Origin of the sequence: Salinibacterium sp. G-O1, assembly GCF_030063305.1 — a bacterium.
In the GTDB taxonomy this organism is placed as follows: domain Bacteria; phylum Actinomycetota; class Actinomycetes; order Actinomycetales; family Microbacteriaceae; genus Rhodoglobus.
In genome coordinates, this window is sequence record NZ_JASISV010000001.1 from 1,289,277 (window position 1) to 1,302,674 (window position 13,398).

At 64.6% G+C, this 13,398-nt stretch carries 13 protein-coding genes and 1 rRNA gene; 13 read left to right on the forward strand and 1 reads right to left on the reverse strand.

Going from position 1 to position 13,398, the window contains the following annotated elements; translation table 11 throughout:
- Positions 1–295 precede the first annotated feature (295 nt).
- Genes argC through QMG83_RS06355 form a run of 9 tightly spaced genes read left to right on the forward strand, consistent with a single transcriptional unit; the run spans position 296 to position 9,738 of the window.
- Positions 296–1,339: an N-acetyl-gamma-glutamyl-phosphate reductase gene (gene argC, locus QMG83_RS06315; RefSeq protein ID WP_283504478.1), complete on the forward strand. Its 1,044-nt coding sequence runs from the start codon at positions 296–298 to the stop codon at positions 1,337–1,339.
- Entirely contained in the window at positions 1,336–2,484 is a 1,149-nt protein-coding gene (gene argJ, locus QMG83_RS06320) for a bifunctional glutamate N-acetyltransferase/amino-acid acetyltransferase ArgJ (protein ID WP_283504479.1), read from the forward strand. Before argC ends, argJ begins: the two co-directional genes overlap by 4 nt.
- Positions 2,484–3,359 (forward strand): acetylglutamate kinase, encoded by an 876-nt coding sequence (gene argB, locus QMG83_RS06325; RefSeq protein WP_283504480.1) that lies wholly within the window; start codon positions 2,484–2,486, stop codon positions 3,357–3,359. Before argJ ends, argB begins: the two co-directional genes overlap by 1 nt.
- Positions 3,356–4,531 (forward strand): acetylornithine transaminase, encoded by a 1,176-nt coding sequence (locus QMG83_RS06330; RefSeq protein ID WP_283504481.1) that lies wholly within the window; start codon positions 3,356–3,358, stop codon positions 4,529–4,531. Before argB ends, QMG83_RS06330 begins: the two co-directional genes overlap by 4 nt.
- On the forward strand, positions 4,528–5,454 hold the full coding sequence (gene argF / locus QMG83_RS06335; RefSeq protein ID WP_283504482.1) for an ornithine carbamoyltransferase: 927 nt from the start codon (positions 4,528–4,530) through the stop codon (positions 5,452–5,454). Before QMG83_RS06330 ends, argF begins: the two co-directional genes overlap by 4 nt.
- Positions 5,451–6,521, forward strand: a complete 1,071-nt coding sequence (locus QMG83_RS06340; RefSeq protein ID WP_283504483.1) for a heparan-alpha-glucosaminide N-acetyltransferase domain-containing protein — start codon at positions 5,451–5,453, stop codon at positions 6,519–6,521. The genes argF and QMG83_RS06340 overlap by 4 nt, the downstream gene beginning before the upstream one ends.
- Positions 6,518–7,714, forward strand: a complete 1,197-nt coding sequence (locus QMG83_RS06345; protein WP_283504484.1) for an argininosuccinate synthase — start codon at positions 6,518–6,520, stop codon at positions 7,712–7,714. The genes QMG83_RS06340 and QMG83_RS06345 overlap by 4 nt, the downstream gene beginning before the upstream one ends.
- A gap of 12 nt (positions 7,715–7,726) precedes the next feature.
- Entirely contained in the window at positions 7,727–9,157 is a 1,431-nt protein-coding gene (gene argH / locus QMG83_RS06350) for an argininosuccinate lyase (protein WP_283504485.1), read from the forward strand.
- A complete protein-coding gene (locus QMG83_RS06355; RefSeq protein WP_283504548.1) occupies positions 9,154–9,738 on the forward strand; it encodes a DNA-3-methyladenine glycosylase in 585 nt (194 codons plus the stop codon). The genes argH and QMG83_RS06355 overlap by 4 nt, the downstream gene beginning before the upstream one ends.
- Here QMG83_RS06355 and QMG83_RS06360 read toward each other — a convergent pair.
- A complete protein-coding gene (locus QMG83_RS06360; RefSeq protein WP_283504486.1) occupies positions 9,735–10,133 on the reverse strand; it encodes an ACT domain-containing protein in 399 nt (132 codons plus the stop codon). The two genes, QMG83_RS06355 and QMG83_RS06360, sit on opposite strands and share 4 nt — an antisense overlap.
- Before the next feature lie 90 nt (positions 10,134–10,223).
- Between QMG83_RS06360 and QMG83_RS06365 the strand changes: the two genes are divergently transcribed.
- The 4 genes from QMG83_RS06365 to QMG83_RS06380 all read left to right on the forward strand — a co-directional run.
- A complete protein-coding gene (locus QMG83_RS06365; RefSeq protein ID WP_283504487.1) occupies positions 10,224–10,367 on the forward strand; it encodes a hypothetical protein in 144 nt (47 codons plus the stop codon).
- A complete protein-coding gene (locus QMG83_RS06370) occupies positions 10,367–11,257 on the forward strand; it encodes a DUF817 domain-containing protein (RefSeq protein ID WP_283504488.1) in 891 nt (296 codons plus the stop codon). The genes QMG83_RS06365 and QMG83_RS06370 overlap by 1 nt, the downstream gene beginning before the upstream one ends.
- Positions 11,258–11,314: 57 nt before the next feature.
- Entirely contained in the window at positions 11,315–12,625 is a 1,311-nt protein-coding gene (tyrS, locus tag QMG83_RS06375; RefSeq protein ID WP_283504489.1) for a tyrosine--tRNA ligase, read from the forward strand.
- A 692-nt stretch (positions 12,626–13,317) separates the two neighbouring features.
- Positions 13,318–13,398, forward strand: a 16S ribosomal RNA gene (locus QMG83_RS06380); the annotation flags it as partial.

Below are 13,398 nucleotides of genomic sequence, written 5' to 3' on the forward strand. Positions count from 1 at the left end.
CCTCGTCTGGGCGGGTGCTTGGGGCTCGAATGAGCATCCATTTCAAGGCTAGCGATTCGCACCAGCCCGCGACAGTGCACTACTGTCGAGAACGTGACCACGACTCCCGCCACCGACGCACGCATCAGCCTGCGTCTGTCGGCGCGCCGTGCACCGGGGCTGCGACGCCAGCCCGACGAGCGACGATAGGCGACGTTCAACCTCGCAGCCACCCGTTCTGAATGATCGGGGTCGGTCTCGGTGAACCGTCGCCGCATCATCCCTTTTCGTCCCTCCTCATCATTAAGGTAGAGCCATGTCTTTATCCGTTGCCGTGGCCGGTGCCAGTGGTTACGCGGGCGGTGAGCTTCTTCGGTTGCTCGCCGCTCATCCAGAGTTCGAGGTGACCACGGTCACCGCAAACCAGAACGCGGGCCAGCCCCTGATCGCCGTGCAACCGCACCTGCGCTCGTTGGCCCACCTGGTGCTGCAGCCGACGGATGCCGCGACCCTCGCCGGTCACGACGTCGTGTTCCTCGCCTTGCCGCACGGCAAGTCTGGCGAGGTGACGGCCGCACTGCCCGCCGACACGATCGTCATCGATTGCGGCGCCGACCACAGGCTCGAGAGCGAGGCCGACTGGGCCGCGTTCTACGGCGGCGAGTACTTCGGCGCCTGGACCTACGGTCTGCCCGAACTTCTGACCGCCACGGGCACCCAGCGGGATGTGCTGCGGGGAGCCACCCGCATCGCCGTCCCCGGATGCAACGTCACGGCTATCACGCTCGCCCTCGCCCCGGGCATCCAGGCCGGGGTCATCCTCGCCGACGATCTCGTGTCGGTGCTGGCGGTCGGGCCTTCCGGCGCTGGCAAGAGCCTCAAGACCGAGTTGTTAGCCAGCGAGCTGATGGGCTCGGCCAGCGCGTACCAGGTCGGCGGCGTTCATCGCCACAATCCCGAGATCAAGCAGAACCTCGAGACAGCGGGGGGTGTCGACGTGAGCATCTCCTTCACTCCGGTGCTCGTGCCCATGAGCCGTGGCATCCTCGCGACGAGCACTGCCAAGCTCGCCCCCGGCGCGACGGAATCGCAGGTGCGCACCGCGTGGGAGACCGCGTACGCCGACGAACCATTCGTGCACGTTCTTCCGGCGGGCAGGTTCCCGCGCACCGCAGACACGCTCGGCGCCAACACGGCGCTCATCGGGATTGCGGTGGATGAGGCGGCCGGCCGGGTTGTCGTCGTCTCGGCGATCGACAATCTCGTCAAGGGCACAGCCGGCGCCGCCATCCAGTCGGCGAATATCGCGCTGGGCTTTGCCGAAACAACAGGACTTTCCGTGGATGGGGTCGCACCGTGAGTGTCACAGCAGCACAGGGTTTCGACGCCTCAGGAGTTAAGGCCGGACTCAAGGCCAGCGGCGGGCTCGATCTCGCCCTCGTCGTCAATCGTGGGCCGCTGGCGAACGCGGCCGCCGTGTTCACGAGCAACAGGGCGCTCGCGAACCCGATCATCTGGTCGAAGCAGGTGATCGCCGACGGAACCGTGTCTGCGATCGTGCTGAACTCCGGCGGCGCCAACTGTTTCACCGGCGCGCAGGGGTTTCAGGTGACGCATTCGACGGCCGAGGCCGTCGGTGCGGCGCTCGACGTCAGCGCCGGGGATGTGCTCGTGTGTTCGACCGGCCTCATCGGCGAGCAGCTGCCGCTCGAGAAGCTGCTCCCGGCGATCACGGAGGCCGCGGCATCCCTCGGTGATCACGGTGACGACGCGTCGAGGGCGATCATGACCACGGATTCGCGGCCGAAGGTTTCTGTGAGGCACGGCAGCGGTTACACGGTCGGTGGCATGGCAAAGGGCGCGGGGATGCTCGCCCCAGGGCTCGCGACAATGCTCGTGGTCATCACTACCGATGTGGTGCTCTCGTCGGCCGAGCTCGACATCGCCCTCCGTAAGGCCACCCGCGTGAGCTTTGACCGCCTCGACTCTGACGGCTGCATGTCGACCAACGACCAGGTATCGCTGCTCGCGTCGGGTGCCTCCGGCGTCGAGCCGCAGCTCGCCGCCTTCACCGCCGTGCTCACCGAGGTGTGCCTCGACCTGGCCGAGCAACTGCAGGGCGACGCCGAAGGATCCAGTCACGACATCCGCATCGAGGTCGTGGGCGCAGAGACCGAAGACGACGCCGTCGAAGTGGGCCGCTCCATCGCCCGCAACAACCTGTTCAAGGCCGCCATCTTCGGAAACGACCCCAACTGGGGCAGGGTACTGGCCGCCATCGGAACAACGGATGCGGAATTCGACCCGTACGACGTCGACGTCTCGATGAACGGGGTAAGGGTGTGCCATCTGGGCGCCCCAGACCGCCCGCGCACGGACGTGGACCTGACGCCGCGAAAGGTCGACCTGCTGCTCGACCTCAAGTCGGGCAGTGCCACGGCGACCATCCTGACCAACGACCTCACGCACGACTACGTGCATGAGAACAGCGCGTACTCAAGCTGATGGTCAGCCAGGATCAGGCCGCGGCCAAAGCAGCCGTGCTCATCGAGGCTCTCCCGTGGCTGAAGAGATTCCACGACGAGATCATCGTCGTCAAATTCGGCGGCAACGCCATGGTCGACGACGAACTCAAACGCGCTTTCGCGGAAGACATGGTCTACCTGCGCTACGCCGGGGTGAAGCCCGTGGTTGTGCACGGCGGTGGGCCACAGATCACCGCCGAGCTCACGCGCCGTGGCATCCCGAGCGAGTTCAGGGGCGGCTATCGGGTCACGACGAAAGAGAGCATCGGCGTCATCCGGCAGGTGCTCGCCGAGCAGGTGGGCGGCCAGCTCGTTGGGCTCATCAACGAGCACGGAGATCTTGGTCGCGGAATCTCCGGCGACGATCACGGTCTGTTCACCGGGGTGACCCGGGGGGCGATGGTCGACGGCGAAAGCGTCGATCTCGGGCTGGTGGGCGAGGTGACCGCCGTTGACCCGGCGAGCGTGCTTGCCGAGCTCGACAAGGGGCATATCCCGGTGATCTCGACGGTCGCCAGCGGCCCGGATGGCCTTCTGAACGTCAACGCGGACTCGGCTGCAGCATCCCTGGCCATCGCGCTGAATGCCGCAAAGCTGGTTATTTTGACCGACGTCGCCGGACTGTACAGCGACTGGCCGAACCGTGACTCGCTCGTGAGCGTGATCACGACAGGGGAGCTCGAAGCGCTCCTGCCGAGCCTCGAATCCGGCATGATCCCTAAGATGACGGCCTGCATGGACGCGGTCGTCGGGGGAGTCGCCAAGGCCGCCATCATCGATGGTCGCGAGAAGCACTCGATACTGCTCGAGGTCTTCACTCAGAACGGAATCGGCACGGAGGTAGTACCGGCATGACCTGGCAAGACGACTATTCAGAACGGATCATGAAGTCCGCCTCGCTGCCCAGCGCCGAACTGGTGCGCGGCGAGGGCGCATATGTCTGGGATTCCGAGGGCAAAAAGTACCTCGATTTTCTGGCCGGCATCGCGGTCAACTCGCTGGGCCACGCGCATCCTGCGCTGGTGGAGGCGGTCACCCGGCAGATCGCAACACTCGCTCACGTGTCCAACTATTTCGCCACGCCGCCGCAGCTCGAACTCGCCGAGCGCCTGCGCCGCCTGTCTGGCGCGGGGGAGCGCGGCCGGGTCTACTTCGGAAATTCAGGAGCTGAGGGCATCGAGGCCGCGATCAAGCTCGCCCGGCGCACCGGGCGGCCGCGCATCCTGAGTTTGCAGAATAGTTTCCACGGACGCACCATGGGCGCCCTGTCGCTGACCGGCAAGGCGTCACTGCGCGAACCGTTCGAACCGCTGCTTCCGGGCGTCTCGCACATCGAGTCGACCATCGAGGCTCTCGAGAGCGCGATGGGCCCGGACGTCGCGGCTCTCGTCGTCGAGCCGATCAAGGGTGAGGCTGGGGTCATCGACCTGCCCGCGGGCTATCTCGCGGCCGCGAGGGAGATCACCGCGGCGCACGGCGCGCTACTGATCATCGACGAGATCCAGACGGGCGCCGGGCGTACCGGCCGCTGGTTCGGATTCCAGCACGAGGACATCACGCCTGACGCGATCGTGGTGGCGAAGGGAATCGGTGGCGGCGTGCCGATCGGCGCCCTCATCACATTTGGGGAGGCATCCGACCTGCTCATCGCGGGGCAACACGGCAGCACCTTCGGGGGAAACCCGCTGGTTACCGCTGCGTCCAACGCGGTGCTCCGCGAGATCGAGAGCGCCGGCTTGGTCGAGAACGCCGTGGTGCGTGGTGGCCAGATCAGCAGCGTCGTCGATGGGCTGCCGCTCGTCGACGAGGTGCGGGGCAGGGGCCTCCTCATCGGAGTCGGACTGTCGGCGCCGGTGGCCCCACTCGTCGTCGCCGAGGCAGCACGACTCGGGCTGATCATCAACGCTCCCAACGACTCCAGCATTCGCCTCGCACCGCCGCTGATCATTGGCGACACCGAGGTGTCTGAGTTCATCGAGAAATTCACCAGCGCGCTGCAGTCCAGCGCATCGAAAGGAATCCAGTGACCCGCCACTTCCTCCGTGATGACGACCTGACGCAGGCCGAGCAGTCAGAGATCCTCGATCTCGCCGCACAGATCAAGGCAGACCGTTGGGGCCGCAAGCCCCTCGCCGGCCCTCAGACCGTCGCCGTCATCTTCGACAAGTCGTCCACCCGCACCCGCGTCTCCTTCGCCGTGGGAATCGCCGACCTCGGCGGCGTGCCACTGATCATCTCGACGGCGAACAGCCAGCTCGGCGGAAAAGAGAGCCCGTCAGACACCGCGAGGGTGCTGGAGCGCCAGGTCGCCGCCATCGTGTGGCGCACCTACGCCCAGTCCGGACTCATCGAAATGGCGGCAGACACCACAGTCCCTGTGATCAACGCCCTGAGCGACGAGTTTCACCCGTGCCAACTGCTGGCCGATTTCCTGACCATCCGCGAGCACAAGGGGCAGCTTGCCGGCCTCACGGTCACCTTCCTGGGTGATGGTGCCGACAACATGGTGCACTCCTACCTGCTCGCTGGGGCCACGGCCGGCATGCATGTGCGCGTAGCCTGCCCGGCCGACTACATGCCGGATGAGAGGATCGTCGCCGATGCCGACGCGATTGCCGTGCAGACCGGCGGATCGGTGACGCTGTACACCGACCCGCGAGAGGCTGTCGACGGCTCTGACGTGGTGGTGACTGACACCTGGGTGTCGATGGGCAAGGAAGACGAGAAAGCCGCGCGCGTCGCCGCGCTCAGCTCATTCAAGGTCGATGCCGAGCTCATGGCGCTGGCGAAGAGCGACGCGATCTTCCTACACTGCCTGCCCGCCGATCGCGGCTATGAGGTGACCTCTGAGGTCATCGATGGCCCGCAGAGCGTGATCTGGGACGAGGCCGAAAACCGCCTGCACGCCCAGAAGGCACTCATGGTGTGGTTGCTGGAGCACACCGGTTGACCTCGGCCACGCGGATCGTGGGCATCGACATCGCGCGCGGTCTTGCCGTGCTCGGGATGTTCGGTGCGCACGTCGGCGTGATCGGAGCCTTCGACTGGCTTCAGCCGGACACGTGGTCTGGCGTTGTGTCGGGTCGTTCCTCGATCCTGTTCGCCACCCTCGCCGGCGTCTCGATTGCCATCATGACCGGCCGGAGAGTCGTCGCGACGGGAGCCGACCTGTCCGGGGCACGATTCCGGATAGCCGTCCGCGCGATGCTCGTGTTCGTGATCGGGATGCTGCTGGTCGCGCTCGACACCAACGTCGCGGTGATACTCCCTGTGTACGCGGTGCTTTTTATCCTGTCGCTGCCCTTCCTGCGGATGCCACCTCTCGCGCTGTTCGGTACGTCGCTTGCGGCAGCAATCGCGGTGCCCGTGGTGCTGTCGGTGGTCGGCCCGGCACTGGACGATCCGCCCAACATGTGGATCGCGTTGATCTCGTACCTGTTCCTCACGGGCAGCTACCCGGCACTGATCTGGATCGTCTTTGTGCTGACCGGGCTCGGGATCGGTCGACTCGACCTCACGGCGCCAACCGTGCAATCACGCCTGCTCGTTGTCGGTACGTCTCTCGCCGCGCTGGGGTACGGCGCGGGGGAGCTCGCCGTCTCCGCGCTCGGATCATCGGCGCTCATCACGACGGAACCACACAGCGGCAGCCCGTTCGAGGTGGTGGGCTCCCTCGGGTTTGCTATCGCGGTGCTCGGGTTGTGCCTGCTGGTGAGCCGCGTCATCCATCGCCCACTGTTCCCACTGGCCGCCGTCGGATCGATGGCGCTGAGCGCGTACTCGCTGCAGATCGTGGCCATCGCGCTGATCGGGGCCACTGTTCCCGGTGAGAGCGACAACATCCTGTGGCTCCTCTTCGTCGTGGTGGCGCTCGCCGCAGCGACGCTGTGGAAACTCTTTATCGGGAAGGGCCCATTCGAGTGGCTCCTGACCGCATCGTCCCGCGGCGCATCACGACTGGTGCCCGCCGATAGGCTTGACTCCGCAACCCCCCAGAAAAGGAACTCAGAATCATGACAGAACGCGTCGTCCTCGCCTACTCCGGTGGCCTCGACACATCGGTAGGCATCGGGTGGTTGAAGGATGCCACAGGCAAAGAGGTTGTGGCCCTCGCCGTCGACGTCGGCCAGGGTGGCGAAGACATGGATGACATCCGCCAGCGCGCCCTCGACTGTGGCGCCGTGGAGTCGATCGTCGTCGACGCGAAAGAAGAGTTCGCCGACGATTTCCTGATGCCAGCTCTCAAGGCCAACGCGATGTACCAGAAGCGTTATCCGCTGGTCTCGGCGCTCAGCCGTCCGGTCATCGCCAAGCACCTCGCGATCACCGCGAAGCAGCTCGGCGCCAACAGCGTCGCCCATGGATGCACGGGCAAGGGTAACGACCAGGTGCGGTTCGAGGCTGCCGTGGCGGCCCTCGCGCCTGAGCTCACGAGCATCGCCCCGGTTCGCGACCTGGCTCTCACGCGTGACAAGGCGATCATCTACGCGGAACAGCACAACCTGCCGATTCGCCAGTCAGCCGCAAACCCATACTCGATCGACAAGAACGTGTGGGGCCGTGCGGTCGAGACCGGGTTCCTCGAGGACCCGTGGAACGCTCCCATCGAAGACCTCTACGAGTACACCGAAGACCCTTCGGTCGCCCGTGACGCCGCCGAGGTCGTCATCACGTTCGCCTCCGGCATCCCGGTCGCCATCGATGGCGTTCAGCTGAGCGCCCTCGCCATCATCGAGAAGCTGAATGCTCTCGCCGGCAAGCACGGTGTCGGTCGCATCGACGTCGTCGAAGACCGCCTCGTGGGCATCAAGAGCCGTGAAGTGTACGAAGCGCCTGGCGCCGTCGCGCTCATCGAAGCCCACGAAGCGCTCGAGGCACTCACCCTGGAGCGCGACCTGGCCCGCTACAAGCGCGGCGTCGAGGCCGAATGGTCCAACCTGGTCTACGACGGACTGTGGTTCTCCGGTCTGAAGCGCTCGCTCGATGTCTTCATCGACGACACGCAGAAGTACGTCAGCGGTGACATCCGACTGAAGCTGCAGGGCGGCCGCGCTACGGTCACCGGCCAGAAGAGCGAGCAGAGCCTCTACGACTTCAGCCTCGCGACCTACGACACCGGCGACACGTTCGACCAGTCGCTGTCGAAGGGCTTCATCGAGATCTGGTCACTGCCGTCGAAGATCAGCGCTCGCCGCGACCTTCGGGGCTAGTCAGGAGTGGATGTGTCGAATTCCAGCGAAGGCAAGACTGGCGAGGGTTCACTCTGGGGTGCTCGATTCGCCAGCGGCCCGTCGGCTGAACTTGTCAGGCTGAGCCGTTCGACGCATTTCGACTGGCAGCTGGCGGCCTACGACATTGCCGGCTCGCACGCGCACGCGAAAGCGCTCGCTGCCGCCGGTTATCTCGACGCCGACCAGGAGCAGGCCATGCACGCCGGGCTCGACGAGGTTCTGCGCCGCGTCGAAACCGGTGAGCTTGTTGCCCAGCCAGACGACGAGGACGTGCACGGCGCCCTGGAGGCTGCCCTCATCGACGTTGTCGGCGCCGACCTGGGCGGACGGCTCCGGGCGGGCCGAAGCCGCAACGATCAGATCGCCACTCTCGTGCGGATGTATCTGCTTGATCACGCCGCGGCGATCGGCGACCTTCTGGTCGACCTCATCGACGCGATCAACGCGCAGGCCGAAAAGGCCGGCGGGGCGATCCTTCCGGGGCGCACCCACCTCCAGCACGCCCAACCCGTGCTGCTCGCTCACCAGCTGCTCGCTCACGCGTGGCCGCTGGTGCGTGACCTCGAACGGATCCGCGACTGGCGGGCGCGGGCATCCACGTCGCCTTATGGCGCTGGCGCTCTCGCCGGCTCCAGCCTCGGGCTCGACCCGGCTCTCGTGGCCAGGGAGCTCGGCCTCAGCCGTCCGAGCGAGAACTCGATCGACGCCACATCCAGTCGCGATGTCGTCGCCGAATTCGCGTGGATCACGGCGCAGATCGGCATCGATCTCTCGCGGTTCTCAGAAGAGCTGATCATCTGGAACACCCGCGAGTTCGGTTTCGTGCGACTGCACGACGCGTACTCGACAGGCTCGTCGATCATGCCGCAGAAGAAGAATCCGGATATTGCCGAGCTCGCCCGGGGAAAGTCCGGTCGCCTGATCGGCAACCTGACCGGACTGCTCGCCACGCTCAAGGGGCTGCCGCTGGCCTACAACCGCGACCTGCAGGAAGACAAGGAGCCGGTTTTCGATTCCGTCGAGACTCTCGAGGTGCTGCTGCCAGCGTTCACCGGCATGGTGGCGACCCTCACCTTCGATGTCGATCGCATGGCCGAGCTGGCACCGCAGGGATTCTCCCTGGCGACGGATGTCGCGGACTGGCTTGTGCGCCAGCGCGTACCTTTCCGTGAAGCACATGAGATCAGTGGCTCGCTCGTGCGCCTGTGCGAGCGGGAGGGCCTCGAGCTGCACGAACCCACGGATGAGCAATACCTGAGCATCTCGCCGCACCTGACCGGTGGGGTGCGAGACGTGCTGACGATTCGCGGGTCGGTCACCAGTCGCACTGGTGCCGGCGGCACCGCGCCCGACCGCGTGGCTGAGCAACGCGGAGAGCTGACCGCGCGGGTTCGCGCTCTCGCAACGGGTCGACTGCTCTGATCGAGACGCTGTCCCGCCCGGCGACCGAGGTCGCGCCGCTGCTCCTTGGCGGCCTGATCACGGTCGGCGACGTGACGGTGCGCCTCACTGAGGTGGAGGCGTACCTCGGGGAGGTGGATCCCGGCTCCCACGCCTTCCGCGGTCCGACGCCGCGCACCGCGGCGATGTTTGGCCCTCCGGGACACCTCTACACGTACTTCACCTACGGGATGCACGTGTGCGCGAACGTCGTGTGCTCACCGGAGGGTGTGGCATCCGCAGTGCTGATGCGGGCGGGGGAGGTTGTCGAGGGAATCGAGGCAGCCCGCCAGCGCCGCACCACCAGCCGCACCGATGCCGACCTCGCGCGTGGGCCGGCACGACTGTGCGTCGCGCTCGGGATCACCCTCGCCGACGGGGGAGCGAACCTTGCGACCTCTCGGGTGCGTCTCACGCTGGGCGAGCCGGTGACGCAGTTCGAACACGGTCCGCGCACCGGGGTGTCTGGCGACGGGGGCGGCGGGCAATACCCGTGGCGATTCTGGATTCCCGGCGAGCCGTCAGTCTCGCCGTACAAGGCGCACGTGCCGAAGCGGCGTTAGCCCGCGAATTCTCGAAGTGCGTCCAGCGCAGGCTGCGCCTTGTCGGCCTGCACGAAAATGTGGTCGTGGTAGTACGCGGCTATAACGTTGGCGCTGATGCCACGCTCGGTCAGCTTTGTCGACACGGCGGCGGTGAGGCCCACCGCCTCGAGGCTGGAATGCACGCTCAGGGTGATGCCCCGAAACGCACCCTCGTAGGGCAGACCAGCGCCGTCAGCGGCATCCCTGGTCAGCACGAGGGTCAGGCCCTCCGATTCACGGTAGGTGGCGAGGGGTTCGAGCTCGGCAAAGTCGCCGTAGCGCGCTCCGGCGATCGTGCAGAACACGTACTCGCCGTCGAGCAGGTGTGGCTCCATGGAGTGAAGCAGTGTCGTGAGGTTTGTCTCGCCGGTCATGTTTCTCCTGGAGGGCCGTCGCGCGGTCGGTGATGATGTTGAACACTACAAGTACCAGCCGGTGGACCATCCTCCGTTACGGTTATCGGCATGACACTGCACAAAGACCAGGATCCCGGTTGGTGGCGCCGTGGCATGACCCGACGTGGAATCATCATCGTCGTGATCGTCAGTGTCGCTCTCATCATCGGCGGTTTCGTCGTCATGGCGTTGAACGGCATTCCGCTCTTCTGATGTCACGCTTCACCCCCGTCGAGCAGCGCATCGACGCATGGGCACATCGACGGCTCGACGGCATCCCGCGCCGCGGGCCGCGATCGACTCTGGTCGAGTTCATGGTCTTCGTGCTGAAGCAGGCATGGGCCTGCATCTTCGGTGCAGCGATCCTGACCGTGATCATCGCGACAAAGCTCTTTTACCCGGATGACGCGATTCTGGCCCGCAACGACTTCCTGGTCATCGCCGCAGTGGTGATCCAGGTGGTCATGGTGGCCACCAGACTCGAGACGTTCCGGGAACTGCGGGTGATCATCCTGTTCCACCTCGTGGGCACCGGTATGGAACTCTTCAAGACCAGCGTCGGATCGTGGCTCTACGAGGGCGACGGGATCCTGCAGATCGGGGGAGTGCCCCTGTACAGCGGCTTCATGTACGCCGCGATCGGCTCATACATGGTGCGGGTGTACCGGCTCTTCGACCTGCGTTTCGATCGATACCCGCGGCGCTTCGTTACGGCCATCCTTGCCGCGCTCATCTATCTGAACTTCTTCGCTCATCACTACGTTCCGGATGCCCGCTATCTGCTGATGGCCGCGACGGCCGTGATCTTCGGACGGTGCGTGATGAGTTTCCGGATCTTCCGCCACAGGCTCAGGATGCCGCTGCTCGCCATCTTCGTCGGGGTCGCCGTCTTCATTTGGATCGCGGAGAACATCGGAACCTGGGCAGACGCCTGGCAGTATCCGGGCCAGGAGGACGGCTGGCAGGTCGTCTCGCTGGCCAAGCTCGGTTCGTGGTTCCTCCTGATGATCATCTCGGTGGTGCTGGTCGCCTGGGTCTACCCGCCGCGTCCATCGGATCCGGTGGCGCCTGACTCCGGCGGCGCCTCGAACGATCGGGGTTGAGTGTCCCGGCGGGATTACTGACCTGGCATCGATTCATCCTCCGCTACGGTGGGATGCGTGTCAGCCACAGCATCCGAGTCACTGTCAGCCCAGCGCAACGATCCAACGTTCGACGACGTCTGGGATGAAATCAACTGGCGCGGCCTCGTGCATGTGTCAACGAATGCCGACGAGCTGAAGGCGCTGCTCGCCGGGCCGCCGATCACCTACTACTGCGGATTCGACCCGACAGCGCCGAGCCTGCACCTCGGAAACCTGGTGCAACTGCTTTTGTTGCGTCGCCTCCAGCTGGCCGGACACAAACCGCTTGGGCTCGTCGGGGGAGCGACCGGACTCATCGGAGACCCGCGCCCCACCGCAGAACGAACCCTCAACGACAGTGAAACGGTCGCCGAATGGGTGCAATACCTGCAGGCGCAGGTATCGAAATTCCTCAGCACCGAGGGGGACAATGCGGTTCGCATGGTCAACAACCTCGACTGGACATCGCCGATGAGCGCTATCGACTTCCTGCGCGACGTCGGCAAGTACTTCAGGGTCGGCACCATGCTCAAGAAGGAAGCCGTCAGCGCTCGACTCAACAGCGACGCCGGCATCAGCTTCACCGAGTTCAGCTACCAGGTCATGCAGGGCATGGACTTCCTCGAGCTGTACCGCACCCGCGACTGCATGCTGCAAACGGGAGGAAGCGACCAGTGGGGCAATCTCACCAGCGGAACCGACCTCATCCATAAGGCCGAGGGCGCCAGCGCTCACGCGATCGGCACCCCGCTCATCACCAACTCCGACGGAACCAAGTTCGGCAAGAGTGAGGGCAACGCGATCTGGCTCGACTCGACGATGACGAGCCCGTACGCGTTCTACCAGTTCTGGCTCAACACCGACGATGCCGATGTCGTGCAGCGGTTGAAGATTTTCACGTTCCTCTCCAGGGACCAGATCACCGAACTCGAGACGGCCGTGGCCGATGCACCGTTCAGGCGCGAGGCCCAGAAGACCCTCGCCTTCGAGGTGACGTCGCTGGTTCATGGGGGTGCTGCGACCGAGGCAGCAATCGCGGCTTCCGCTGCGCTGTTTGGGCAGGGGGAGCTGTCGTCGCTGGATGCCGACACTCTCGCGGCCGCGCTACGTGAACTTCGGCACGTCGAGACGTCGGCGGAGTCGACGATCGTGCAGCTGTTGGTGGACACCGCGCTGGTCTCGAGTGCGAGCGAAGCTCGGCGGGCGATCTCGCAGGGTGGCGTGTACCTCAACAACATTGCGGTCGCGGATGACCAGGCGACCCTGGGAGGCGAGCTACTGCCAGGAAATGTGGCGGTTCTGCGTCGAGGCAAGAAAACCCTCGCGGGAATCTTCGTCTCGTCCTAGCCTCCGGCTACCGGCAAAACCATCAAGTTTCACCTCAACCTTGGGCTGCATCCCAGCGTTTTGCTGGGTGAGGCAGCGCGACACGCCCGGGATGCGGCGTAGTTTGGTGGGGCGCGAGAAATGCACGTAAAGTCATCTCTTGTCACCCCAAAGGTGCGGAAAACCCGGGCAGTTCTGCTGCTAGGTTTCCGGCCTCAAGAGGGACCAAGTTCTGAGTCACACAGCGGAACACCTACTCGTTAGGTTTTCGTCTTCAGATCTTAGGATGCAGTATCCACTTCGTGAGTCTTCTCGAATCGTTGCGGAGCGCGCTTTCAGCCGCACCGCTCGACTTGACAGACTCGGGAAAGTTGGTAAGTTAGACAGGTTGCCTTCTGCGCTTTTGTGTGGGGGGTGGCACAGGTTTTGTAGCCCTGGGTGAAGCCGTTTGTGGTGGAGGTCAGGAGCGTCCGATCCTTGAGAACTCAACAGCGTGCACAATGTCAAATGCCAAAAACCCGACTGTGCTTTATGTGATTGACCTATTTCGGGTCAGGATCGTGGGTGCAGCGGATTCCTTTGGAAAAAGATATAAACAACAAAGCAAGTCAGTTTTGATTTGTTCTGTCAGTTTCAAACTTGCAGGGTTGATGCCTATTCCGGCTGGTCCCTGCGCTAGATGTGCCGGCTACTTGTAGTCGAGCAATCAAACATTTATGGAGAGTTTGATCCTGGCTCAGGATGAACGCTGGCGGCGTGCTTAACACATGCAAGTCGAACGGTGAAGGAGAAGC

Coding starts and splice junctions, on each gene's coding strand:
- QMG83_RS06365 (WP_283504487.1), top strand. CDS start 10,224: ATGACACTGCACAAAGACCAGGATCCCGGTTGGTGGCGCCGTGGCATG.
- argB (WP_283504480.1), top strand. CDS start 2,484: ATGGTCAGCCAGGATCAGGCCGCGGCCAAAGCAGCCGTGCTCATCGAG.
- QMG83_RS06345 (WP_283504484.1), top strand. CDS start 6,518: ATGACAGAACGCGTCGTCCTCGCCTACTCCGGTGGCCTCGACACATCG.
- argC (WP_283504478.1), top strand. CDS start 296: ATGTCTTTATCCGTTGCCGTGGCCGGTGCCAGTGGTTACGCGGGCGGT.
- QMG83_RS06360 (WP_283504486.1), bottom strand. CDS start 10,133: ATGACCGGCGAGACAAACCTCACGACACTGCTTCACTCCATGGAGCCA.
- QMG83_RS06330 (WP_283504481.1), top strand. CDS start 3,356: ATGACCTGGCAAGACGACTATTCAGAACGGATCATGAAGTCCGCCTCG.
- QMG83_RS06370 (WP_283504488.1), top strand. CDS start 10,367: ATGTCACGCTTCACCCCCGTCGAGCAGCGCATCGACGCATGGGCACAT.